Source organism: Streptomyces sp. NPDC048643 (genome assembly GCF_040650615.1).
GTDB lineage: Bacteria > Actinomycetota > Actinomycetes > Streptomycetales > Streptomycetaceae > Streptomyces.
Window position 1 is genome coordinate 53,175 of the sequence record NZ_JBEZHO010000010.1, and the last position, 22,481, is coordinate 75,655.

Here is a 22,481-nt window from a genome sequence, read left to right on the forward strand (position 1 = left end):
GGTCTGTGGAATCCGGCCCGGGTGTGTCCCGGGTGTGCTGGGCGCGGGCGTCCAGGTCTGCCGTCCGCGCACCGTGGGCGCCTGTCCGTGTCAGCCGAGGAGCAACTCTCCCCTGACGATCCGCTCGGCCACGCTGTCGACCGGCAGGCCCTCGCTGAAGGCGCGGGCCTTGACGAGTTCCAGGGCGTCCGCGACGGCGCAGCCCGCCTGGACCGACACCATGCCCGCGGCCTGGTGCACCACCGCACGCACGTCGGTACCGCCGTACAGGCCGGGGTCGGCCTGCGGGCCGAGCACCATCGTCCGGACGAGGGCGTCGGCGACCTCGGTGAGGGAACCCGCCGCGCCGGAGCGCGGGTCGAAGACGGTGAGGGAGCCGACGAAGGTGTCGTGCTGCCGAAGCGGCACGGCGACCACCTCGTCGAAGCCGAGTTCGGCGAGCGCCGTCCCGTACACCGGCCAGCGCTCGCGCAGTTCGGGTCCCGCGGCACGTACCGCGCTGCCGGCCACGGCCGCGTCCCTGGCCGGCCCCTCGCCGAGGAGGAACTCCAACTCCTGTGCGGCGCGGGCCGGTTCGTCGGACGCGGCGACCGCGAGCTGGCTCCGGTCGGCGGCGAGGTAGCTGAGGGCGGCGCCGCGCGTGCCGCAGACCTCGGCCACGGAGGCCATGAAGCCGGGAGCGGTCGCGGACAGTCCCTCGGCCGCGGCGCCCGTGAGCAGCCGGGCGTAGGCCTCCTGGAGCTCGGCCGCGGTGCGCTGGCAGGAGGCGGAGTCCCGGTGGAGTCGCGCGAGACGGTCGTGCAGGTCCGTGCCGGTGCGCTCGGCCAGTCGCTCCTGGCGTGCGGCCGCGGCCAGCTCGCGCTGCGCGCGCTCTCGGGCGAGGGCGGCGCGGCGCAGGGCCTGCGCCGCCGGGTCGGGCCGACCGCCCTGGGGCTCCATGTCTTGAGCCTACGCCCGTCAGGTCCGGGCGGGGGGTTCGCCGGAGCTCTCCTCCATGAGCATGACCACCCCGCCGCCGTCGCCGTCGAAGGGGCTGGTCAGCACCGCGCACCGCAGGGATTTGCCCAGTCTGCTGACGGCCGCCACATAGCGCGGGGTGTCCCGTCTGCCGGTGTCGAGGCACTCGTGCACCACGGTGCGCAGCGAGTCCGTGGGGAGCCCGAAGTCGAGGGAGAAGAACGACTTCCCGATGGTCTCGTCCCCGCGCAGCCCCCACAGCTCGACGGCACCCGAGTTCCAGCTGGTCACCTTGAGTTCCCGGTCGAGGACGACGACGCCGGCGCCGACGCTGGAGAGGATGCCTTCGAGGAAGAGGCGGGCGGCGTCCAGCTCCTCGGTGCGCACCCGGAGTTCCTCGTTCATGGTCTCCAGTTCCTCGTTGCCGGACTGGAGTTCCTCGTTGGTGGTCTCCAGCTCCTCGTTCGTGGACTGGAGTTCCTCGTTGGTGGTCTCCAGTTCCTCGATGCTGGACTGGAGTTCCTCGTTGGTGGTCTCCAGCTCCTCGTTCGTGGACTGGAGTTCCTCGTAGGCGGTCTCCAGGTCCTCGCGTACGCGCTTGACCTCGGCCTTGAGCTGGGTGGCGACGGTGACGTCGGTGAAGGTGATGCTGGTGGCCACGGGCGGGCTGCCCGGCGACATCAGCGGCTGGATGAGGATGTCGTAGTACTGGTGCTCCTCGCCGACCCGGCGCTCGGTGCCGTTGATGCGCAGGGAGCGGCGCTCGTTCGTCGCCTGCTCGATCAGCGAGCGCAGTTCCAGGGGCCGGTAGGAGATCTCCAGGTCCTGGAAGGGGCGGCCGAGGTCACCGGCCGTGAGTCCGAACTGGGTGCGGGCCTGGCTGTTGACGAGGACGACGATGCCGTCGGCGTCGACGGCGAGCATGGGGGTCGGCGCGCCGTCGACGACGAGGTCGCGGACCTGCCGGGTGCGGGCCACCGTCTTCACCTCGGTGGCGGAGCCCGGCCTGATCTTCACGCCGGTCGGCTGGTACGGCGTGGGCTGGCTCCCGGGGCGGCGGCGGAAGATCCGCTGGCGCATGCTGACCACGTCGAAGCGATCCGCGTCGTTGAGGAGCAGCTCGGCCTTGCCGAGGAAGAGGAAGCCGCTCTCGCGCAGAGCGAAGTGGAAGCGGTCGACGATCTGCGTCTGCGCCTCGACGTTGAAGTACATCAGCGTGTTGCGGCAGAGGAGGAGGTCGAGGCGGGAGATCGGGGCGTCGCGGGTGATGTCGTGGCGTCCGAAGATGACCCGGCGGCGCAGGTCGCCGCGGAAGCTGAACTGGGCGCCGTTCGGCTCGAAGTACTTGTCGCGCAGCTCGGGAGCGAGCGATTCGAGGGCCTTCGCCGGGTAGAGCCCCGCCCGGGCCTCCCGGAGCGCCTCCTCGTCGACGTCGGTGCCGTAGATCTTCACCCGATTGAGTGCCTCGTCCAGGCCGAGGGTCTCGGCGAACATGATCGCCAGCGAGTACGCCTCCTCGCCGCTGGAGCAGCCCGCGCTCCACACCCGGATCTCCTCGTCGTCCCCGAGCTGGGCGAGCACCTCGGGCACCACCTCGTTCTGGAGGAAGGTCCAGGCGTCGGGGTCGCGGAAGACCGAGGTGACGTTGATCAGGATGGTGTTGAAGAGGGCGCCGAACTCGTCGGCGTCCGTCTCCAGCCGGTCGCGGTAGTCGGCGTACGACGTGACCTGGGCGTCGGCCATCCGCTTGCGGATGCGGCGGCCCAGCGTCGACCGCTTGTACCCGGTGAAGTCGAATCCGCGCGCGTCCCGCAGGAAGCCGAGAAGCTCCTCCAGTTCCTCGTCGGTCTCGACGTCCCGCCCGTCAGCCATGACTTCCTCATTCACTTCGTGACATTCACTTCTTGTCGCTCACTTCGGGTCGCTCATTTCTTGTCGCTCACTTCTTGTCGTTTCCGACCAGGCCCCTCATGAGTGCGGCGATCTCCGCCAGCGGCAGGACGAAATCCACCGCGCCCGTGGCCACGGCCGCCTCCGGCATCCCCCGGAACTGCGCGCTCGCCGGATCCTGGGCGATGACGGTGCCGCCCCGCGACTTCACGGCGTCCACCCCCGTCGCACCGTCACCACCCGATCCGGTGAGGACGCAGACGATGGCCCGGTCGCCGTACGCGCCCGCGATCGACTCGAAGAGCAGGTCGGCCGAGGGACGGACGAAGTGCACGAGTTCGCTGTCCGACAGGCTCAGGACGCCCCCGGGACCCGTCAGCAGATGGCGGTCGGGCGGGGCGATGTAGACGGTGCCGGCCTCGATCCGCTCGCCGGCCTCCGCGAGCTTGACCGCGAGTTCCGTACGCCGGGAGAGCACGTCGGCGATCACCGTGCGGTGCCGGCGGTCGAGGTGCTGGACGACCAGGACCGGCACGGGGAAGTCGGCGCCGAGACCGCCGAGTAGTTCGATGAGCGCGTAGATGCCGCCCGCGGAGGAGGCGACCGCCACGACGGCGTACTGCTCCGGAGTGGACGCTTCAGCCCTCATACACGGAGCGTAGCGCCGTCTCGGGGTCGTCGACGGCGGCGAACCCCCCGCGGACGTCGGATTCGGGACGCGGGAGGGACGCGGGAGGAGGCGTCCGCTCGGACCCGGGAGGTGCGCGTGGGCGCGGGCTGTCACACGCCGGGGGCCGCCAGGACGACGCCCGCCATCACCGCGGCGCCGAGTGCCGCGTGGTCGGCTGCGGTGCGGTCCGCGTAGCGCAGCGCGAAGTGGGCGAGGGAGCGGTCGAAGGTGTCGGCGCCGCCGAGGTAGGCGGCGATGGCGATGCGGTCGCCCGAGCGGGCGTGGGCACGGGCCAGGGCGGTGCCGCACAGTCCGGCGTATCCGCGCAGCTCACCGGGGTCCATGCCGGCGATGTCCGCCGAGCCCTTCATGTCCCGCAGCTGGCGCCAGTAGAACGCGCGCCCCTCGGGCCCGGTCGTCCAGCCGAGGAAGATGTCGCCGGCGGCCTGCATCAGCCGCTGCCCGGCGACGACGCGGCGTCCCGGGTGGAGGTACGGGCCGGTCGGCAGGTGCTCCTCGAGTACGGAGCGTCCGGCCTGCTTGATCTGCAGGAACAGCGGGTCGTCGGCGTCCCGGCCGGCGAGCAGCACGATGAAGCAGCGGGTGCCGACGCTGCCCACACCGACCACCTTGCGGGCGGCGTCGACGAAGCGGTACCGGTCGAGGAGGAGGCGGCGTTCCTCTGTGAGCGTGGAGCGGTAGTCACTGAAGATCTTGCGGAGCGTGGCCATGTCGAGGGTGCCGGCCGGCTCCAGCAGGGGCGGGTCGTGGACGATGCGGGGGCGTCCGTCGACGGTCTCGGTGAGTTTGCCGAGCGCGTGCAGGCTGGTGCGGCGGCGGGCCCGGGTGAGGGTCGCCTCGGCGCGCCGGCGTCTGCGTCCGGAGCGGACCAGCGGCAGCAGCAGGTCGGCGTCGATGTGCTGGTACCAGACGGTCAACTCGCCCTGCCGGGCCAGCCGGCGCATCGTCTCGCGGTAGTGCCCGGCTGCTGCCCTTGCCGCGGCGAAGACGTGCTCCTCCTTGTGTCCGTTCTCGCGGGCGGCGACGGCGACGCTGGCCGCGAGCCGCTTCACGTCCCACTCGAAGGGGCCGGGGAACGTCTCGTCGAAGTCGTTGAGGTCGAAGAGCAGCGAGCGTTCCGGGGAGGCGTAGAGGCCGAAGTTCAGCAGATGGGCGTCGCCGCACAGCTGGACGGTGAGCCCGGTGTGCGGCTGGGCCGCCAGGTCGGCGGCCATGACGGCGGCGGCTCCGCGCAGGAACGCGAACGGGGACGCGGCCATCCGCCCGTACCGGATGGGGAGCAGTTCCTGGAGCCGGTCCCTGCCCTGCTGTTGCAGGACGCCGACGGGATCGGGGCGGTCCGCGGCGGGGATCCAACTGCCGTGCGCGGAGCGGGAGACGCGCTTGCGGGCCGCCCGTCCGCGCGCGGCCCGGTCCGTCGAGGTGGCCGTGACGCCGTTGCGGAGCACGGCCGTCAGTGCCGCACGGCGCGGGCGACGGTGGTGTCGACGTCGCCGGTGAGAGCGCGGTTGCTGCGGGCGGTCGCGTCCTTGGACCCGCCGGCCGCGACGTCGTCGACGGTCACGACGGTGGTGTCGAGGAGGTTTCCGCTCTTGTCGCGGAAGTCCACCTGGACGACGTACGACCGCGCCGAGGAGGTCGGGTTCGACGCGGTCACCTTCACGGTCGCCCGGCCGTCGGAGTCGGGGCTCGCGGAGCCGTCGACTTTCACCTCGTCCTTGGCGTCCGCGCCGTTCTTGAACTCGTCGAACTTCCGGCCCGCCTCGGCGGTCGCGGAGGCGAGCGAGTCGCCGGCCCGGGTGGCGGCGGACGCGGCCCGGGACGCCGCGGAAGCGGCTCTGGAAGCGGCGGAGGCGGCCTTGGAGGCCGCGTCGGAGGGGCTGCTGTCGTCGGAGCAGGCGGTCAGCGACACGGCCAGCGACACCACCGCGGCCACGGCCAGGATCAGCCGGGCCGGTCCTCGTGCGCCGTTGCTCTGCATCGCGTCTCCTGTTGTGGTGGTCCTGGCTCGCCTCCGGGCTCCGCTCCTCGCGGTGGCCCCAGTCAAGGCCGCGGGCGGGTCCGCCGCATGCCCGGGTAGGACGAACGGGTGAGCCGCGCCCCGTGCCGGGCCGCCGTCCGGGAGGATGAGCGCCACGAAGGCCGGGGGTCGGGAGCGGAGGCGGCGTGACGGGCAGACCGCGGCACATCGGGGTGGCGGAGCGACGGGCACGGCTGGGGCTGCGGCAGCGGCTCGCGCCGTCCGCGCGGGCGGCCGGCCCCGAGGAGGTCGCGGACGCGCTGGTCGCGCTGCACGGGACCGATCCGTCGACGGTGTACCTGGCGGTCGGCGCGCGGCTCGTGGACGCCGGGGTGACGGTCGCCGAGGTCGACCGGGCCCTGTACGAGGACCGGACGCTCGTCCGGATGCACGGCATGCGGCACACGGTGTTCGTGTTCCCCACCGCTCTCGCCGGCGTGGTGCACGCCTCGACCGGGCTGGACATCGCGGCGAAGGCGCGGGCCGGACTCGTCAAGGACATGGTCACCGGGAGCGACGGGCGGCTGACCGAGGAGTGGCTCACCCGGGTCGAGGAGTCGGCGCTCGCCGCGCTGGCCCGCCGCGGACAGGCGACGGTGAACGAACTCAGCCGGGAGGAACCGCGGTTGAAGGAGCAGTTCACCTACGGCGCCGGCAAGAGCTACGAGAGTCCGCACACCGTGTCGTCCCGGCTGATGCGGGTGCTGGGCGTCGAGGGCCGGGTCGTGCGGGGGCGTCCGCTGGGATCCTGGACGTCGAGCCAGTTCCGCTGGGCGGTGGCGCCGCCGCACCCCGAACTCCCGCCCGCCGAGGCCAGATCCGAGCTGCTGGCCCGCTGGCTCACCGCGTGCGGGCCCGCCACCGAGGCCGACCTGAAGTGGTGGACGGGCTGGAAGGTCACCGACGTACGGCGGACGCTGGCCGCGATCGGCGCGGTGGCCGTCACGCTCGACGACGGGGTCACCGCGTACGTGGCCACCGGCGACGAGGAGCCGGTCGACGGACCCGCGGAACCCTGGGCCGCGCTGCTGCCCGGCCTCGACCCGACGCCGATGAGCCGCCAGGAGCGCGACTGGTATCTCGAACCGTCGCTGCGGGCCGCCCTGTTCGACCGCAGTGGCAACGTCGGGCCGACGGTGTGGTGGGACGGCCGGGTGGTCGGCGGCTGGGCGCAGCGGCCCGACGGCGAGATCGTCTGGCGGCTGCTCGCCCCGGAGGGCGTGGGCCGCGACGCCCGGACCGCGATCACGGCGGAGGCCGAACGCCTCCGGCAGTGGGTGGGCACGACCCGCGTCACCCCTCGCTTCCGGACGCCCCTGGAAAAGGAGTTGGCGGCGGGCTGAGGGCAACGGCGGCCGCGCCGGGCGGACCCACACCGGGTACCGGTGCCGGGCCGGGCGCCCTCGTCGTGCGACGAGGGCGCCGGGCAGTAGCGACTCGGCGCACCCGACCCCTCAGCGGGTGGGACGCCTCAGCGCGCGTACCTCATCAGCGCGCGCACCATGTGGCACGTGGTGTCCGACGGCGGGTGGACGCCGATGAGCCGGGCGGCGCTGTGGATCGTCTCGTTGCGGGCCTGGTTCGGCACGTACACACCGGAGTCGAGCAGGGCGATGGCCAGGCGCATCGCCTTGAGCCGGCGGTTGTGCGTGACGTACCAGTCGCGGGGGCGGCCCGGCGGGAGCGGGCGCTTCTCCACGGGCTCGTACGGCAGGTCCAGCTGGACCGGCCTCCTCGCGGTGGACTGGGTGGGCAGCGGCTTCAGTGCGGCAGCGGGCACGAGCATCCTCCTGTCGCGTCAGGACCCCACCGGACCGCCCGGCGGGATCCTCGAACACTGCTACCAGTCTACTGCGCCGCACTGACATTCAGGGAGCCCGGACGGACACCAAAGCACCAGGTGAGTAAGGGAATTGACGTCGTTCCACCCCCGATCCGGGAGTGACGCATGAGGTGGCAAGAAATCGAACACCGGGTAGCGTGGGCTGCATGGGGATCTGGATCGATCCGGCCTGTTCGAAGTGCCGCGGCGCGGTCGGCCTGCTCGACGCGGAAGGCGCCGATTACACCGTCCGCCGCTACCTGGAGGACGCGCCGGGCGAGGACGAGATCCGCGACGTGCTCGACCGTCTCGGACTCGAACCGTGGGACATCACGCGGACCCAGGAGGCCGTGGCCGAGGAGCTGGGGCTCAAGGAGTGGGCGCGGGAGGCCGGTTCGCGGGACCGGTGGATCACGGCGCTCAGTGAGCATCCGAAGCTGATCCAGCGGCCGATCATCACAGCGGACGACGGCACGGCGATCGTGGCCCGCACGGACGAGGCGGTACGGGACGCGCTGTCCCGGCGACAGCCGCGAGCGGACGGGCCGTGACCGTCCAACAGGTCCGCGCGGCAAGGGGGTTCGGCACCGGCCGCCCGACTTCGCGTCAACTCCCCTGTGATCCAGGTTACTTACGAGGCCGCTGTCACCGTTGAGCAACTCCGTTCGGTATCCCGTACATAACGGCGTAACGCTCCCCCCGCACTGGAGGCGCGCATGTCGCGTAGGAGAACGCTCAGCACCAAGAAGAAGATCGCCCTGCTGACCGGCGCGGCGCTCGTGGCCGGAGGCGGGGCGTTCGCCCTCGCCGCCACCTCGAACGCCGCGTCGGTGCAGAACGCGCAGACCTCGACGGTCTGCAAGGGTCTCGCCACCGCGCTCGGCAACAACCAGAAGTTCATCGCGGACCAGCGGGCCGCGCCCGACGCGCAGTCGGCGGCCCGGATCGCCAACCGCGACGCCGTCATCGCGCAGATCAAGGTTCAGCAGGAGGCGTCCGGCTGCGAGGTCGGGGAGTCGGCTCAGGACTCCCAGACCGCTCCGCAGCCGGGCGGGTCCGCGCCGGCCGAGGCCGCGCCCGCCCCCTCCGCTCCGGCGCAGGCGGACCCGGCGCAGACCGCGCCCGCGGACGACGCGGGAGCGGGCGCCGCCACGGGTCAGCAGGTCTGCACCGGTTCGACGGTGACGCTCTCCGGCGAGGGCGGCGCACCGGCCGCGTCCAGCAACCAGTTCCCGGCCGGGACGAAGCTGAAGGTCACCAACCTGGACAACAACAAGTCCACGACCGTGGAGGTCACCTCGGTCTCCGGAAGCTGTGTCCTGCTGAACAACGCGGCCTTCGAACAGGTCAGGGAACCCGGCAAGTTCCTGATCCGCAAGGCCCGCATCGAGAAGGTGGGCTAGCCCCCCGGGTAGCGGACGCAACGGGTCGAGGCCCTGTCCCCGCCGGTTCCTCCGGACCGGTGGGGACAGGGCCTTCGCACGGTCGGGCAACCGGGGCGCAACCGCATCACATCGCCCGTATCCACTCCACGCCCATCGCATACGAGCCGGCCGCGGGCCGGGGCGCGCCGGAGGGGACCGGGCGGCGGGGTGGCGGATCGCGGTTGCGAACACCGTCGCGCGGACACGGGCATCGGTGCGGCCCGCGTGAGACGGGGCACACACAGGCCGGGTAACACGGGGTTCACCTGGGGGCAATGGCCGGGAAATCGCCGGTTGACAGGCTGCCGGGCATCCCCAGCGGCGTCCCGGTGCCGCAGCGCCGCAGCACCCGCAAGTGCGCCTCAAGACACACCCCGAAGGATGTGGCCCGTGACCTTCAAGGCTGAGTACATCTGGATCGACGGCACCGAGCCGACGGCCAAGCTCCGTTCCAAGACGAAGATCCTGGGCGACGACGCCAAGGGCGCGGAGCTGCCGATCTGGGGCTTCGACGGTTCCTCCACGAACCAGGCCGAGGGCCACGCCTCCGACCGCGTACTCAAGCCGGTGGCCACCTACCCGGACCCGATCCGCGGCGGCGACGACGTCCTCGTCATGTGCGAGGTCCTGAACATCGACATGACGCCGCACGAGTCCAACACCCGTGCCGCGCTCACCGAGGTCTCCGAGAAGTTCACCGCCCAGGAGTCGATCTTCGGCATCGAGCAGGAGTACACGTTCTTCAAGGGCACCCGCCCGCTCGGCTTCCCCGAGGGCGGCTTCCCGGCCGCGCAGGGCGGCTACTACTGCGGTGTCGGATCGGACGAGATCTTCGGCCGTGACGTCGTCGAGGCGCACCTGGAGAACTGTCTGAAGGCGGGCCTCGGCATCTCCGGCATCAACGCCGAGGTCATGCCCGGCCAGTGGGAGTTCCAGGTCGGCCCGCTGGCGCCGCTGGAGGTCTCGGACCAGCTGTGGGTGGCCCGCTGGCTGCTCTACCGCACCGCCGAGGACTTCGGTGTCTCCGCGACGCTCGACCCGAAGCCGGTGAAGGGCGACTGGAACGGCGCGGGCGCGCACACCAACTTCTCCACGAAGGCGATGCGCGAGGGCTACGACGCGATCATCACCGCGTGCGAGTCGCTGGGCGAGGGCTCGAAGCCCATGGACCACGTCAAGAACTACGGCGCCGGCATCGACGACCGTCTGACGGGCCTGCACGAGACCGCCCCGTGGAACGAGTACTCCTACGGTGTCTCCAACCGCGGCGCCTCGGTCCGCATCCCGTGGCAGGTCGAGAAGGACGGCAAGGGCTACATCGAGGACCGCCGTCCCAACGCGAACGTCGACCCGTACGTCGTGACGCGCCTCATCGTCGACACCTGCTGCACCGCCCTGGAGAAGGCCGGCCAGGTCTGATCCACCGCACACCCGTGAAGGGGCGCCCGCCGGACCGGCGGGCGCCCCTTCCGCGTTCCCCGGACCTGCCGGGGCGTTGTCGGTGGGACGTGCCAGAGTTGCCCCATGGGGAACGACGAACAGCTCGCTGTCAAGGTCAAGACGGAGAACGGGCGGAGCCACCAGCGGATTCCGGCGGACACGCTGCGGACGCTGGTGCGCGGGATCGGCGGCGCGGGTGACCGCTTCCTGGTCCTGAACCGGATACCGGACGTGCCGGACGTCTTCGCCCAGGTGTGGCACGAGCGGGGCGGTGACTACCGCCTGGAGCACCGCGAGAGCCGCGCACGCTTCTTCGGCACGACGCTGGGCGCGGGCGACGCCGACCGGGTGGCCGACGCCCTGGTGGGCTGGGCCCGGGGCGAGGACGGCTGGGACGCGGGCCTCGCGTGGGAGCCGCTCGGCCACGACGCCCCGCAGGACGTCCCGGAACTGCCGGCGGACGTACGGGGCGAGATCGAGCCACGGATCAGGGAGCTGCTGCGCTGCGGGTACGACGACCGGGCCCGGCTCACCGAGGACGCCGAGGAGTATCTGGTCGACGGCGACCACCGGCCGGTCTCCCGGGCCCAGGCCCGGGAACTGGTCGACCGGTTGTGGACCGAGCGGCTGGCCGAGCAGGCCCTCTGGGAGGGGGTGACGGACCCGGAGCGCCTCACCGAGGTCTTCGAGACGCTCGACGCGGGCGGCATCACCGCCCGGGAGAACTTCACCTGCTGCCGCACCTGCGGCACCGCCGAGATAGGTGCCGAGCGCGGTGAGGGAGCGCGCGGCTTCGTCTACTTCCACTCCCAGTGCACGGAGGGCGCCGCCGCGGGCCACGGACTGACGCTGCTGTACGGCGGGTTCGACGGCTCGGCCGCGACCACGGCGTCCGTCGGCCGCGAGGTCGTCGCGGCGCTGGACGCGGCGGGACTGTCCGCCCAGTGGGACGGCACCCCGGACACCGCCATCAACGTCACCGGCCTGACGTGGCACAAGCGCCTGGTCGGATAGGGCCCCCCGGCGTCACGTTCACGCCAAGGATGCGTCCGGTCCGTGGAAGGAGTCTCCTGCCGCGCTCCGCCTTCTGCTTCAATGGGGGCATGGCCAGCTACCAGAAGTGCATCGCGACGGGTCGCCATGACCTCGAGCCCTTCTGGCCTTCCCGTCAGCACCACGACTTCGACCGGGTGTGTTGCCGCGCGACGAACGCGCCGGCCCTCTAAAGCCGTACACCCCGGCCTTCGGCCAGCGCGCACGACGTACGTCCTCGACGACCCGGCCACGAACCCGCGGTCGTCGACCACCCGACGGACTCCTCGCGCGAAAGAGCTGACCTCTCATGGCGACCACTCGTTCCTTCTCCTCCGTAGCGACGGCTCCCACCCCCTCGACCTCCCCGGGACGGCACCGACTGCGTGCCGTCGACCGGGACGAGGTGGTCGACGTCGCCGGCTTCCTGCCGCCGGGCGCCACCTGGCTGCCCGCTCCCCCGCACACCCTGCCGGTCCTGCCGGGACAGCCGCCGATGATCGGCTACCTGGTCCTCGTGCCGGCGGACCAGCAGCCCCTGCTGCCCGTGGCCGTACCGGACCGGGCGGCGCCTGACAGCGCCGAGCCGTCGCCCACCGCCTCGGGCGCCGGTGACCCGTTGGTGCGCATCGACACCGTGCAGCGGACCGCCGAGGTCGACGGACGGATCCTGGACCTCACCTATCTGGAGTTCGAGCTGCTCGCGCACCTCGTCCAGCACCCGCACCGCGTGCACACCCGCGACCAGCTGGTCTCCACAGTGTGGGGGTACGGCCACGTGGGGGACGGCCGGACCGTCGACGTCCATGTCGCGCGACTGCGCCGCAAGCTCGGGGCGCAGCACCGGCAGTCCATCCAGACGGTGCGCCGCGTGGGCTACAAGTACGCTCCGTCGAACGGCCGTTGACCTGACCGCGGGTCGACCCGCTCGCCCGTGACCCGTCCGCCGCCGCCCCGGCCGCATCTTCTGTCAGCAGATTCGTGTTCCGCCGGCCGGGTGCGGCGGGCAGAGTCGTCCGTATGACACGGAGACTTCTGATGCTGGGCGGGACGGAGTTCGTGGGGCGCGCCGTCGTGGAGGCGGCGCTCGGCCGGGGGTGGGAGGTCACCGTCTTCCACCGCGGGCGGCACGAACCCCCCTCCGGGGTGCGGTCGTTGCTGGGCGACCGCACCGCCCCGGACGGGCTTGCGGCGCTCGCCGGTACCTCCGACACGTGGGACCTCGTCGTCGACACCTGGTCGGGGGCGCCCCGCGTGGTCCGGGACAGCGCGCGCCTGCTGGCCGGGCGGGTGTCCCGGTACGTGTACGTGTCGAGCTGTTCCGTGTACGCGTGGGCGCCGGAGGCCGGGTACGGCGAGGACGCGCGGGTCGTGGACGGGGCGTCGGCCGACGCGGAGGCGACCGACTACGCGCGGGACAAGCGGGGCGGCGAACTGGCCGCGCTCGACGCCTTCGGCCCGGACGGCTCCCTGCTCGTGCGGTGCGGGCTGATCCTCGGGCCGTACGAGAACATCGGGCGGCTGCCGTGGTGGCTGAACCGGGTCGCGGCGGGCGGTCCCGTCCTCGCGCCGGGACCGCGTGAACTGCCGCTCCAGTACGTCGACGTGCGGGACCTCGCGGAGTGGACGCTCACGGCGGCGGAGGCGGGGCTCGGCGGCGCGTACAACCTGGTGAGTCCGCAGGGCCACAGCACGATGGGGGCGCTGCTCGACGCGTGCGCCGAGGTCACCGGGGGGCACGCGGAGCTGCGCTGGACCGACCCGGACACCGTCCTGGCCGCGGGAATCGAGCCGTGGACGCAGTTGCCGGTGTGGGTGCCGCCCGCGAGCGAGCTGCACGCCGCCCTGCACTCGGCGGACGTCTCCCGGGCGGTCGCGGCCGGGCTCCGCTGCCGGCCCGTGCGGGAGACCGTCGCCGACACCTGGGAGTGGCTCCGGTCGCGCGGCGGAACGGCGCCGCTGCGGCCCGACCGACCGGCGGTGGGCCTCGACCCCGCGGTCGAGGCCAAGGTCCTCGGCGTCTGAGACCCACGGCGCCGCTCGGGACAGGGCGGATCGGCCCCGCCCCCCACCCCCGTCTCTCCCGGGGGGGTGCTGCTGGCACCACCCTCCGGCAGGGGGTTCGGCCCAGTGACGTGGTTCCGTCGGTCGGCGAGACTCGGGGCATGGAGTCGCAGAGGTTGGAGGCCCGGGCCCGCGGGCGGGAAGCCCTGGTGGCCGGGGCGCGGGGGCTGGCGGTCGCCGTGACGGGACTGGCCGGGTCGGTCGGGCTGTTCGTCCTGACCGTCGTGTCCGTCCTGCTGGTGCCGGTCGGTGTGGGGATCGTCACGACACCGCGGGTGCTGACCGCCGTCCGGGCCTTCGCGGACGCGCGGCGGCTGGTCGCGGCCCGGTGGTGCGGGGTGCGGATCCCGGCGGCCTACCGGCCGTTGCCCGAGGGGGCGAACCCCTGGGCGCGCTGTTTCGGGATGCTCAGGGACCCGGCCACCTGGCGGGACGTGCGCTGGCTGCTGTTCGACATGACCGCGGGATTCCTCACCGCGGTGCTGCCCGCCGCGCTGGTCCTGTATCCGCTGGAGGGTTTCGCGCTCGCGCTCGGCCTGTGGCGGGTGTTCACGGACGGCACGCACGTCGGCTGGTGGTACGGGTTCGTGCCGGTCTCCGGCCAGGCGTCGGCCCTGGCGGCGGGTGTGCTCGGCGCCGCGCTCCTGGCCGCCTCCCTCGTCCTCTCCCCTCTCCTCCTGCGGCTCCACTTCCGCGTCACCCGTGCCGTCCTGGCCCCCGGCGAAGGAGAACTCGCCGAGCGGGTACGGGTGTTGACCGAGACGCGGCGGGACGCGGTGGACACCTCGGCCGCCGAACTGCGGCGCATCGAGCGGGACCTGCACGACGGCGCGCAGGCCCGCCTGGTCGCGGTGGGCATGGACCTGGGAACCGTCGAGGCGCTCATCGAGAAGGACCCCGCACGGGCGAAACACCTGCTGGCGCAGGCACGGAAGTCGTCCGCCGAGGCGCTCACCGAGCTGCGCGACCTCGTCCGCGGCATCCACCCGCCGGTGCTCGCGGAACGCGGACTCGGTGACGCGATCAGGGCGTTGGCGCTGAGCCTGCCGCCGGTGAGCGAGGTCGACGTGGACCTGGCCGGGCGGGTGGAGGCGCCGGTCGAGTCGGCCGCGTACTTCGCGGTGAGCGAGGTGCTGGCCAACGCGGTCAAGCACTCCGGCGCCGACCGGCTCTGGATCGACGTGCACCACCGGGACGGCACGCTCCGGATCACCGTCATCGACAACGGCCGGGGCGGCGCCCGCGTCGGCGCCGGATCCGGGCTCGACGGGATCGAGCGGCGGCTCGGTACATTCGACGGCGTCCTCGCCGTCAGCAGCCCCGCGGGCGGTCCCACCCGGGTCACCCTGGAGATCCCTTGCGTGTCGTCCTAGCCGAAGACCTCTTCCTGTTGCGCGACGGCCTGGTCCGGATGCTGGAGGCCTACGGCTTCGAGATCGCCGCGGCGGTCGAGAGCGGGCCCGAACTCACCAAGGCGCTGAGGGAGTTGCAGCCGGACGTGGCGGTGGTGGACGTACGACTGCCGCCCTCGCACACCGACGAGGGGCTGCAGTGCGCGCTGCGGGCCCGGCGCGAGCGGCCCGGGCTGCCGGTGCTCGTCCTGTCGCAGCACGTCGAGCAGCTGTACGCGCGCGAGCTGCTCGCCGACGGCAGCGGCGGGGTCGGCTATCTGCTGAAGGACCGGGTGTTCGACGCGGACCAGTTCATTGACGCCGTACGCAGGGTGGCGGCGGGAGGCACGGCCATGGACCCGCAGGTGATCCAGCAGCTGCTGGCCCGGCGGAGGGTCGGGGACCAGCCGGTCGGACGGCTCACCCCGCGGGAGCGGGAGGTGCTGGACCTGATGGCGCAGGGCCGGTCCAACGCGGCGATCGCGGCGCACCTCGTCGTGACGGAAAGGGCGATCGCCAAACACACCTCCAACATCTTCGCCAAGCTCGGCCTTGAGGTGTCGGACGACGACAATCGGCGCGTTCTCGCGGTGCTCGCCTATTTGGACCGGGACGCCCACTGAATTTCAGTCAAAAAGCGCCCTCAAACCTTTTGGGCGAGATCAACTCCCGTGAATTCGGGGGCTTCTGAGCCCATTGTGCCCGAATTGGTCTCACGAACCTCTAAGATTTTCCGGGGTTTCTGAACACCCCACCCGCCCCGTGCGTATGGAATGGAGCCGCTTCACTCCTGTCGGGCGCCCTCGATGCCCCGCAAGGAAGTCAGAGGAGTTCCATGGGACGCAACATACGAAAACGCCGTTCGCCGCTGGCCGTTCGGGCCATCGCCGCGTCGGCAGCGCTCGCGATCGGCGGGGGTGGACTGGTCTGGGCGAACTTCTACGCCTCGGCGCACGAGGAGAACTCTTCTCCCAACACCACGAAGGCCGCCACCGCTCAGGTGGCCACCATCAGTTGTCCGGACGTCGGTCAGAAGCTGACCAACGTGCCGAACAAGGCTCGCGGTGAGGTCGACGGCGAACTCGCCACGCTGGACGAACAGATCACCGCCGCCTACCAGCGGCTCGCCACCACCCGTGACGCGCAGACGAGGGACGCGAGCTTCGTCCAGAACTCCATCCTCGGACCGCTGAAGAACAACCGGTCGGTGATCATCGACCGCATCAAGCTGGAGATCAGCCGGGTCGGCGGTTCGGCACCGTCCTCGCTCGACGGCCTGTCCTCCTGCACGGGGACGCCCGCCAACCAGACCAACGCCGGCTGGGGCAACAACGGCCAGAACAACGGCGGTCAGAACAACGGTGGCCAGAACAACGGCGGGACGGCCAGTCCGGCTCCCTCCGCCAGCGCGAGCGCCGGCGGCCAGCAGGGCGGAGGCCAGCAGGGCGGAGGCCAGCAGGGCGGAGGCCAGCAGACGGGCAACGGCGGTCAGGCCGGCAACGGGCCGCTCGCCTCGGACTTCGTCGACATCACGAAGGTCCAGGCGAACGTGCCCCGTAAGGCACGGACCCGGGCCGGTGGTTCGACGGGCACGTTCACCACGTCCTGCGGCGTGAACGCGAACAAGAAGTTCAACACCGACAACGTCATCGTGGCGCCCGGCGTCAGCAACGGCGCGCACCACCTGCACGACTACGTCGGCAACCAGTCGAACGACGCGTTCGCCAACAACGACACGTTCGCCGCGGCCAAGACCACCTGCGCCAACCAGGGTGACAAGTCGACGTACTACTGGCCGGTCGTGCGTATCCAGAACGGTACGCAGGACTTCGACCAGAACAACGACGGCGGTGGCAAGGAAGGAAACGTCGGCCAGATCCAGCAGGTCAAGCAGGCACAGATCAAGTTCGTCGGCAGCGCGAAGAGCAAGGTCGTCGCCATGCCGAAGTTCCTGCGCATCATCACCGGTGACGCGAAGACCACGACCAACGGTCTGGCGAACGCCAACGCCCACTGGTCCTGCACCGGCTTCGAGAACAAGGTGCAGCTCACGCAGCAGTACCCGATCTGCCCGCGCGGCAGCACCGTGGTCCGCACCTTCGCCTTCCAGAGCTGCTGGGACGGGGTGAACATCGACAGCGCGAACCACCGTACGCACGTGGCCTTCGCGGACGCCCAGGGCAACTGCGCCAACGGCTTCAAGGCCGTTCCGCAGCTGACGATGCGCCTCGTCTACGGCTTCCGGGCACCGACCCTGCAGAACGGGCAGATCAAGAACGCCTACGCGGTGGACGGATTCCCCGAGCAGCTGCACAAGGCGGCAACCGACCACGACGACTTCATCAACGTCTTCGACGACAACCTGATGAACAAGATGGTCAACTGCATCAACAAGGGCCAGCGTTGTAAGTGACCCCCATGAGGAAGCCGGTGGCGGGATTCTCCCGCCACCGGCTTTCTTGTGTCCTCACGTCGCCGGTCCGTCGAACCGGGGACCGGGTCGGCGAGGTCAGCCGCTGTGCTCGTGACCGGCGTGCGCTCCGTGCGAGGTCCCTTCCTCCAGCGTTCCGCCGAGCCGGCCGCGCAGGGACGTGACCATCTTCTGGTCGCCGACGGCCACCCACTTGGCGCCCACGAGATACGAACCGCCGTAGTCCTTCGCCCCGTTGAGCCACTCGCGCTGACCGCGGTCGGTGGCGAAGGTCGCCAGGATGAACTTGCCCGCGTCGACCTTGCAGACCCCCTGGCGGATCTCGTCCGCGTCGGTCTGGATGTCCGGACGGCACTTCACCTCGGCCGCCAGATCCTCCAGGCTGCCGGTCGCCGTGGCCGGGACGGTCTCCCGCGCGGCGGCCGCCTTGTCGTCCGATCCGCCGCCGCAGCCGGTCAGCGTCAGCAGGACGGTCACGGCCGCCCCGGCCAGAAGCCTCTCGCGTGTCACCCTCATACGTTCCTCCGGTACCTGTCGGCGCTCACGCCGAAGCGAGCCCCGGCAAGGGCTCTGTCCTCGATACGGCTCCGGGGCGCCCCGTGCTCAACGGGACGCCGTTTTCGCACGCGGAACCCGATACCGCTGGTGGCACGGCTGTGCGAGGGTGTCCCTCGTGAACGAAGACTGGGAAGAGCGTACGGCGGCCGCCTGGGCCACTTTCGACACCTACGAGGAAGAGCGGGCGGCGGACTTCCGGGCGGTGATCGACGCCCTGGTCGCCGAACTGCCCGCCGACAGCCCCCTCGGCCCCTTCGAGCAGGCCTGCGCCTGGGACTCGACGGGCCACTCCGACCGGGCCGTGCCGCTGTACCGCGAGGCCCTGGCCCACGGCCTGAGCGGGTACAAGGGCCGCCGCGCCAAGATCCAGCTCTCCAGCTCGCTGCGCAACATCGGACAGGCGGACGAGGGCGTCAAGCTCCTCACCCCCGAACTGGTCGCGCCCTCGGACGAGTTGGACGACGCGGTACGTGCCTGCCTCGCGCTCTGCCTCGCCGACCTCGGCCGCGAACGCGAGGGCCTCGCCCTGGTGATCGGCGCCCTGGCCCCTCATCTGCCCCGCTACCAGCGGTCGATGGCGAACTACGCCCGCCTGCTGGTGGAGCCGGAGGAGTCCGGCTCCTGAGCCCCCGGCGGGGCCGGTGACCATCCACCCGTTCGCTCGTTTTGCTGAACGTGCAGTCACAGGATGTAGCCAAACGCCCCGCAGCCTCCTCCGGAACGGTCATCGACGTCGAGCAGGCCGAGGCGGCACTCGTCGAGCACTACCCGCGGCTGGTCCGGCTCGCGTATCTGGTGCTGCCGCCGAGCCTCGGCCGCAACCGGCGGGTCCTGACGGCGCACGCCCTCACCCAGCGCGCGCTGCCCCGCGGCCGGGCGTCCGGCGACGCGTCGGTCATCCCGGCGCAGCAGAACGGCGGCGGCCGTGACGGCGACCCGGGCTACGCGTTCGTCCGCCTCCAGGTGGTGCGTTCGGCGCTGGAGGCCGGGCTGCCGCTGAAGCGGCGGGCCTGGCCGAAGCGGTCCCAGTTGCCGCCGCTGCTCCCCCATGTGTGGGGCCTGCGGCTGTTCCCGCGTTCGGGCGGTGCCGACGAACTCGCCCTGGACCAGCGGCTGTCCGCGCTCTCCGGCCCCGCCCGCGCCGCGTACGTGCTGCGCGGCCTGGAGAAACTGCCCGACCCGCAGCTGCGCAAGGTGCTGGCGGCCGCGGGCGTGGCGGACCCGGCGGCGGCGCTGACGGAGGCGGCCGGCGTCGAGGCGCGGGACGCGCTGCTCGCCTCCCCGGAGTTCGATCCCTGCTCGCTGCACGCGCGGCCCACCGACCTGATGCGGCGCAGGCAGCACCTGCGGGCCGCCCTCGCGGCCGCCGCCGCGCTGACCGTGTGCGGCGCGCTGCTCGGGCTGCCGGGCGACGGCTGGGGCCCGGACGGTGCCGCGGCCCCCTCGTACGCGCAGAACCCGGCCGCCGAGGCCGCGCTGAACCCGGCCCGGCTGGAGCGGGTGGCGCCCGCCGCCTGGGAGTCGTCCGCGCGCACCGACTTCTCCGTGTGGCCCGCGCGCGGCGACCTCGTCGAGGACAGCGGGCTGCTGCGCCGCGCGCTCGCGGTGTGGGCGAGGCCCGGGGAGTCCGTCCAGGTGTCGGCGACGCCCGGCACCCCGTCGGGCGCCCCGCCCGGACCGCCCCAGCTGCTGTACGCGGGCACCGTCGACCAGGCGCGGGTGGTGCTCCTCTACGACGGTCTGCGCATCGCCCGCTACGCCGAGCCGAAGGACGGCACGAGCGGTGCGGCCCTCGACTTCGCCCGGGTGGACGGGGCGCGCGGGGCCGAGGCGAGCGCGGTGGTGCTGAGCCGCGCCGACGGCAACGTCCGCTATCTGACGGCGCCCTGGGTGAAGAAGGCCGCCGAGCGCGACCTGCTGAAGCCGAACACCGGCACGATGGACCTCACCCTGTCCGCCGACGGCTCCACCTCGCCACTGGCGGGCCCGCCGCAGACCGGAGCGTGCACGTCGTGGAACGTGCTCCAGGTCGACGACGGTTCGGGCACCCGGCTGCTGAGCGACCTCGGTGAGCTGATCCCGGCCCACCTGACCGTGGGCCGGCCCGCCGCCCCGAGGGAGGCGACGGGCGCAGCGAACCTGCGGGGATGGGCGCCCTTCGCGTGCTCGCTGGCCTCGGTGCGCTCGCAGGGCGTGCGGTCGGTGAACGCCTGGCAGTTCGCGCAGCAGGCGCTGCCCGACGCGAGCGGCTCGGCGACCTGGGTGTGCACCCGCGCCGACACCTGGCGGGGTGGCGGCACCCGGGTGCTGGCCCAGTTCCGCACGCCCGGCGGGACGTACGGGGCGGTCGCGGCGAAGGCCGAGAACTCCCCCGCGTGCGGCTCCCGCGACCCGCACGTGCTGGCCGGTGTGCTGTGGAAGTCGGGCGCCGGGTCCTGGTACCTGCTCGCGGCCGGCACCAAGGACACGGCGTCGGTCGCGGCGAGCGGCGGGGTACGCGGCTCGGCCCAGGGACCGCTGCTCGCCGTACGGACGAAGCAGGGGGCGCAGGCCCAGCTGAAGGGGACCCTGGAGGACGGCCGGGGCATCAGCGGACTTCGCTGAAACCGGACGCCTCGACGCTGTCGGCCACCTCGGGCGGGGTGGCCGGCAGCGTCGTTTCGACCACCCGTTGCTGACGGGTACGTAAATAAGTGGGCGCACAGGGGTTCTCCACACGCCTACCCGTCAGTACATTGACGCCATGTCTAACACGCAGGCCCGGCTGCCCCTGCCGGTCGAGTCCGAGTGGACGGCGCTCAAGGCGCGCAAGGTGTCGTTCTCGTGGGAGGACACACCGCTGCACTGGGTGCCGGACGATGCGTTCGCCACGCACACCATCAACGTGCTGCATCTGCTGCTGCCCGCTGGTGAGCGGTGGTTCGTGCACGTCTACCGGCAGGTCCTCCCGCTCATCCGCGACGAGCGGCTGCGCGCGGACGTCATCGGGTTCATCGGCCAGGAGGCGATGCACTCGCAGGCGCACGACGAGGTGCTGCCGCACCTCAAGGAGCTGGGGCTCGACCCGACGCCGTACACCGCGCAGGTCGACTGGCTCTTCGAGAAGCTGCTCGGCGACCGGACCCTGCCGCCGGGCAGGGCACGCAGGTGGTGGCTGCTGGAGCGGGTCGCCCTGATCGCGGCGATCGAGCACTACACCGCCTTCCTCGGCGACTGGGTGCTGAACGCGAAGGAGCTGGACCGGCGCGGCGCCGACCCCACCATGCTGGACCTGCTGCGCTGGCACGGCGCCGAGGAGGTCGAGCACCGCTCGGTGGCCTTCGAGCTGTTCCAGCACGTCGACGGGAGCTACCGGCGGCGGGCGCGCACCTGGGCGACCGCCTTCACCGCGCTGGTGTTCCTGTGGCAGCGCGGGTCCCGGTTCTTCATGGAGAACGATCCGACGCTCGCCGACGGCCGCGCCACGTTCAAGGACTTCTACGTCAGCGGCAAGCGCGGTGTGCTGCCGTCCACCGGGGCGATGCTCCGGTCGATCCCGCGCTATCTGAGCCGCACCTACCACCCCTCTCAGGAGGGCTCCACCGAACAGGCCGTCGCCTATCTGGCCTCCTCCCCCGCCGCCGTGGCGGCCTCCCTCGCCGAGAAGGGTGCTGGTGCCGCGTGATGCCCAGGCTGCGGACCGTCGTCGCGGTCGCCGGTACGGCCCTGCTGGTCCGGCGTGCGCTGCGGCGCCGGATCGGGGCGTCGCCGCTGTGGCCGCTGCCCGCCCTGGAGGAACCGGTCTCCGGCCGGCCCCGGTCACGGGCGCTGCGGCTCCTGGTCACCCGGCACGAGTGGGTCGCCGACGGCGTCGTCCAACTGCGCCTGGAGGGAACGGATCTGCCGTCCTGGGAGCCGGGCGCCCATCTCGACCTGGTGCTGCCCTCGGGGCTCGTCCGGCAGTACTCGCTGTGCGGGGACCCGGAGGACAGCTCCTCGTACACCGTCGCGACCCGGCTGGTCGAGGACGGGCGGGGCGGGTCGCGGGAGGTGCACGAGCAGCTCCAGGAGGGCACGGAGGTCGAGGTGCGCGGGCCGCGCAACCGCTTCCCGCTCGTGGACGCCCCGGCCTACGTGTTCGTCGCGGGCGGCATCGGCATCACCCCCGTCCTGCCGATGCTGCGGTCCGTCGGGGAGGGCACCGACTGGCGCCTGCTGTACGGCGGCCGGACGCGTGCCTCGATGCCGTTCCTGGAGGAGATCGAGAAGCTCGACCGCACCCGGGTCACCGTGGTCGCCGAGGACGAGGACGGACTGCCGGACCTGGACGCCCTGTTCGCGGACCTTCCCGCGGGCACGGCCGTCTACTGCTGCGGTCCCGACGGACTGATGGCCGCGGTCGAGGCCCGCGTCCCCGAGGGCCGCACCCTGCACCTGGAACGGTTCACGGCGCGGGCGCCCGGGTCGGGCGACAGCTCCTTCGAGGTGGAACTGCGGCGCAGCGGACGTACGGTGACCGTCCCGGCGGGCTCCACGGTCCTCGCCGCCGTCCGCGCGGAGTTCCCCGACACCCTGTACTCGTGCGAGCAGGGGTTCTGCGGGACGTGCCAACAGCGCGTCCTGGAGGGCGAGATCGACCACCGGGACGAACTGCTGACGGACGCGGAGCGTGACGACTCGATGCTGATCTGTGTCTCCCGCGCGCGAGGGGAGCGCATCGTCCTGGACATGTGAGCGCCGGCGGCCCGGACCGGCCCGTTCCGGGCCGGATCCGATCGGTAA

Annotated in this window: 21 protein-coding genes; 14 read left to right on the top strand and 7 right to left on the bottom strand. The window is 72.2% G+C overall.

All coding sequences use genetic code 11. From position 1 onward, the window contains the following. Positions 1 to 90: 90 nt before the first annotated feature. The 5 genes from AB0C62_RS12695 to AB0C62_RS12715 form a co-directional block, all read right to left on the bottom strand. Entirely contained in the window at positions 91 to 939 is an 849-nt protein-coding gene (locus tag AB0C62_RS12695) for an ANTAR domain-containing protein (RefSeq protein WP_362972264.1), read from the bottom strand. Between the two features lie 18 nt (positions 940 to 957). Beyond that, the gene (locus AB0C62_RS12700) at positions 958 to 2,829 is read right to left on the bottom strand and encodes a CheR family methyltransferase (protein WP_362972266.1); all 1,872 of its coding nucleotides are present in this window, start codon (positions 2,827 to 2,829) and stop codon (positions 958 to 960) included. A gap of 67 nt (positions 2,830 to 2,896) precedes the next feature. Next, a complete protein-coding gene (locus AB0C62_RS12705; RefSeq protein ID WP_362972268.1) occupies positions 2,897 to 3,496 on the bottom strand; it encodes a chemotaxis protein CheB in 600 nt (199 codons plus the stop codon). 131 nt (positions 3,497 to 3,627) lie between these two features. Beyond that, the gene (locus AB0C62_RS12710; protein ID WP_362972270.1) at positions 3,628 to 4,986 is read right to left on the bottom strand and encodes a DUF2252 domain-containing protein; all 1,359 of its coding nucleotides are present in this window, start codon (positions 4,984 to 4,986) and stop codon (positions 3,628 to 3,630) included. A 5-nt stretch (positions 4,987 to 4,991) separates the two neighbouring features. Next, entirely contained in the window at positions 4,992 to 5,519 is a 528-nt protein-coding gene (locus tag AB0C62_RS12715) for a hypothetical protein (protein WP_362972272.1), read from the bottom strand. Between the two features lie 185 nt (positions 5,520 to 5,704). Between AB0C62_RS12715 and AB0C62_RS12720 the strand changes: the two genes are divergently transcribed. Continuing rightward, the gene (locus AB0C62_RS12720) at positions 5,705 to 6,901 is read left to right on the top strand and encodes a winged helix DNA-binding domain-containing protein (protein ID WP_362972274.1); all 1,197 of its coding nucleotides are present in this window, start codon (positions 5,705 to 5,707) and stop codon (positions 6,899 to 6,901) included. Between the two features lie 128 nt (positions 6,902 to 7,029). Here the strand turns inward: AB0C62_RS12720 and AB0C62_RS12725 are convergent, their stop codons facing one another. Further along, entirely contained in the window at positions 7,030 to 7,338 is a 309-nt protein-coding gene (locus AB0C62_RS12725; RefSeq protein ID WP_362972276.1) for a hypothetical protein, read from the bottom strand. Positions 7,339 to 7,547: 209 nt separating this feature from the next. Here AB0C62_RS12725 and AB0C62_RS12730 point away from each other — a divergent pair, with 209 nt between their 5' ends. The 9 genes from AB0C62_RS12730 (at position 7,548) to AB0C62_RS12770 (ending at position 17,144) form a co-directional block, all read left to right on the top strand. Continuing rightward, positions 7,548 to 7,931: an ArsC/Spx/MgsR family protein gene (locus AB0C62_RS12730; protein WP_362972278.1), complete on the top strand. Its 384-nt coding sequence runs from the start codon at positions 7,548 to 7,550 to the stop codon at positions 7,929 to 7,931. 165 nt (positions 7,932 to 8,096) lie between these two features. Next, positions 8,097 to 8,783, top strand: coding sequence for a hypothetical protein (locus AB0C62_RS12735; protein ID WP_362972280.1), 687 nt, complete (start codon positions 8,097 to 8,099; stop codon positions 8,781 to 8,783). Between the two features lie 411 nt (positions 8,784 to 9,194). After that, positions 9,195 to 10,223, top strand: coding sequence for a glutamine synthetase (glnII, locus tag AB0C62_RS12740; RefSeq protein ID WP_362972282.1), 1,029 nt, complete (start codon positions 9,195 to 9,197; stop codon positions 10,221 to 10,223). A 105-nt stretch (positions 10,224 to 10,328) separates the two neighbouring features. Further along, on the top strand, positions 10,329 to 11,258 hold the full coding sequence (locus AB0C62_RS12745; protein WP_362972284.1) for a hypothetical protein: 930 nt from the start codon (positions 10,329 to 10,331) through the stop codon (positions 11,256 to 11,258). Positions 11,259 to 11,586: 328 nt separating this feature from the next. Next, the gene (locus AB0C62_RS12750) at positions 11,587 to 12,183 is read left to right on the top strand and encodes a winged helix-turn-helix domain-containing protein (protein ID WP_362972286.1); all 597 of its coding nucleotides are present in this window, start codon (positions 11,587 to 11,589) and stop codon (positions 12,181 to 12,183) included. A 131-nt stretch (positions 12,184 to 12,314) separates the two neighbouring features. Further along, the gene (locus tag AB0C62_RS12755; RefSeq protein ID WP_362972537.1) at positions 12,315 to 13,301 is read left to right on the top strand and encodes an NAD-dependent epimerase/dehydratase family protein; all 987 of its coding nucleotides are present in this window, start codon (positions 12,315 to 12,317) and stop codon (positions 13,299 to 13,301) included. 140 nt (positions 13,302 to 13,441) lie between these two features. After that, positions 13,442 to 14,713, top strand: a complete 1,272-nt coding sequence (locus AB0C62_RS12760; RefSeq protein WP_362972288.1) for a sensor domain-containing protein — start codon at positions 13,442 to 13,444, stop codon at positions 14,711 to 14,713. Further along, complete coding sequence (locus tag AB0C62_RS12765; RefSeq protein WP_362972290.1) at positions 14,698 to 15,354, top strand: response regulator transcription factor; 657 nt, start codon at positions 14,698 to 14,700, stop codon at positions 15,352 to 15,354. The genes AB0C62_RS12760 and AB0C62_RS12765 overlap by 16 nt, the downstream gene beginning before the upstream one ends. Positions 15,355 to 15,566: 212 nt before the next feature. Beyond that, on the top strand, positions 15,567 to 17,144 hold the full coding sequence (locus tag AB0C62_RS12770) for a DUF1996 domain-containing protein (protein ID WP_362972292.1): 1,578 nt from the start codon (positions 15,567 to 15,569) through the stop codon (positions 17,142 to 17,144). A gap of 96 nt (positions 17,145 to 17,240) precedes the next feature. On the opposite strand, the gene AB0C62_RS12775 is transcribed toward AB0C62_RS12770, so the two are convergent. Continuing rightward, positions 17,241 to 17,678 (bottom strand): hypothetical protein, encoded by a 438-nt coding sequence (locus AB0C62_RS12775; protein ID WP_362972294.1) that lies wholly within the window; start codon positions 17,676 to 17,678, stop codon positions 17,241 to 17,243. Positions 17,679 to 17,835: 157 nt separating this feature from the next. Between AB0C62_RS12775 and AB0C62_RS12780 the strand changes: the two genes are divergently transcribed. The 4 genes from AB0C62_RS12780 to AB0C62_RS12795 all read left to right on the top strand — a co-directional run bounded on the left by AB0C62_RS12780 (position 17,836) and on the right by AB0C62_RS12795 (position 22,433). Then, positions 17,836 to 18,345, top strand: a complete 510-nt coding sequence (locus AB0C62_RS12780) for a tetratricopeptide repeat protein (RefSeq protein ID WP_362972296.1) — start codon at positions 17,836 to 17,838, stop codon at positions 18,343 to 18,345. A 50-nt stretch (positions 18,346 to 18,395) separates the two neighbouring features. Further along, a complete protein-coding gene (locus tag AB0C62_RS12785; RefSeq protein WP_362972298.1) occupies positions 18,396 to 20,324 on the top strand; it encodes a hypothetical protein in 1,929 nt (642 codons plus the stop codon). A 139-nt stretch (positions 20,325 to 20,463) separates the two neighbouring features. Further along, positions 20,464 to 21,384, top strand: coding sequence for a metal-dependent hydrolase (locus AB0C62_RS12790; RefSeq protein WP_362972300.1), 921 nt, complete (start codon positions 20,464 to 20,466; stop codon positions 21,382 to 21,384). Then, positions 21,384 to 22,433 carry a PDR/VanB family oxidoreductase gene (locus AB0C62_RS12795; RefSeq protein WP_362972302.1) on the top strand — a complete coding sequence of 350 codons (1,050 nt, stop codon included), beginning with the start codon at positions 21,384 to 21,386 and terminating at the stop codon, positions 22,431 to 22,433. The genes AB0C62_RS12790 and AB0C62_RS12795 overlap by 1 nt, the downstream gene beginning before the upstream one ends. Positions 22,434 to 22,481 lie beyond the last annotated feature (48 nt).

Excerpts from the sequence above, each read along its gene's own strand:
- AB0C62_RS12705 (WP_362972268.1), bottom strand. The coding sequence starts at position 3,496 with ATGAGGGCTGAAGCGTCCACTCCGGAGCAGTACGCCGTCGTGGCGGTC.
- AB0C62_RS12695 (WP_362972264.1), bottom strand. The coding sequence starts at position 939 with ATGGAGCCCCAGGGCGGTCGGCCCGACCCGGCGGCGCAGGCCCTGCGC.
- AB0C62_RS12735 (WP_362972280.1), top strand. The coding sequence starts at position 8,097 with ATGTCGCGTAGGAGAACGCTCAGCACCAAGAAGAAGATCGCCCTGCTG.
- AB0C62_RS12790 (WP_362972300.1), top strand. The coding sequence starts at position 20,464 with ATGTCTAACACGCAGGCCCGGCTGCCCCTGCCGGTCGAGTCCGAGTGG.
- AB0C62_RS12770 (WP_362972292.1), top strand. The coding sequence starts at position 15,567 with ATGGGACGCAACATACGAAAACGCCGTTCGCCGCTGGCCGTTCGGGCC.
- AB0C62_RS12745 (WP_362972284.1), top strand. The coding sequence starts at position 10,329 with ATGGGGAACGACGAACAGCTCGCTGTCAAGGTCAAGACGGAGAACGGG.
- AB0C62_RS12755 (WP_362972537.1), top strand. The coding sequence starts at position 12,315 with ATGCTGGGCGGGACGGAGTTCGTGGGGCGCGCCGTCGTGGAGGCGGCG.
- AB0C62_RS12700 (WP_362972266.1), bottom strand. The coding sequence starts at position 2,829 with ATGGCTGACGGGCGGGACGTCGAGACCGACGAGGAACTGGAGGAGCTT.
- AB0C62_RS12795 (WP_362972302.1), top strand. The coding sequence starts at position 21,384 with ATGCCCAGGCTGCGGACCGTCGTCGCGGTCGCCGGTACGGCCCTGCTG.
- AB0C62_RS12760 (WP_362972288.1), top strand. The coding sequence starts at position 13,442 with ATGGAGTCGCAGAGGTTGGAGGCCCGGGCCCGCGGGCGGGAAGCCCTG.
- AB0C62_RS12730 (WP_362972278.1), top strand. The coding sequence starts at position 7,548 with ATGGGGATCTGGATCGATCCGGCCTGTTCGAAGTGCCGCGGCGCGGTC.
- AB0C62_RS12715 (WP_362972272.1), bottom strand. The coding sequence starts at position 5,519 with ATGCAGAGCAACGGCGCACGAGGACCGGCCCGGCTGATCCTGGCCGTG.
- AB0C62_RS12775 (WP_362972294.1), bottom strand. The coding sequence starts at position 17,678 with ATGAGGGTGACACGCGAGAGGCTTCTGGCCGGGGCGGCCGTGACCGTC.
- AB0C62_RS12750 (WP_362972286.1), top strand. The coding sequence starts at position 11,587 with ATGGCGACCACTCGTTCCTTCTCCTCCGTAGCGACGGCTCCCACCCCC.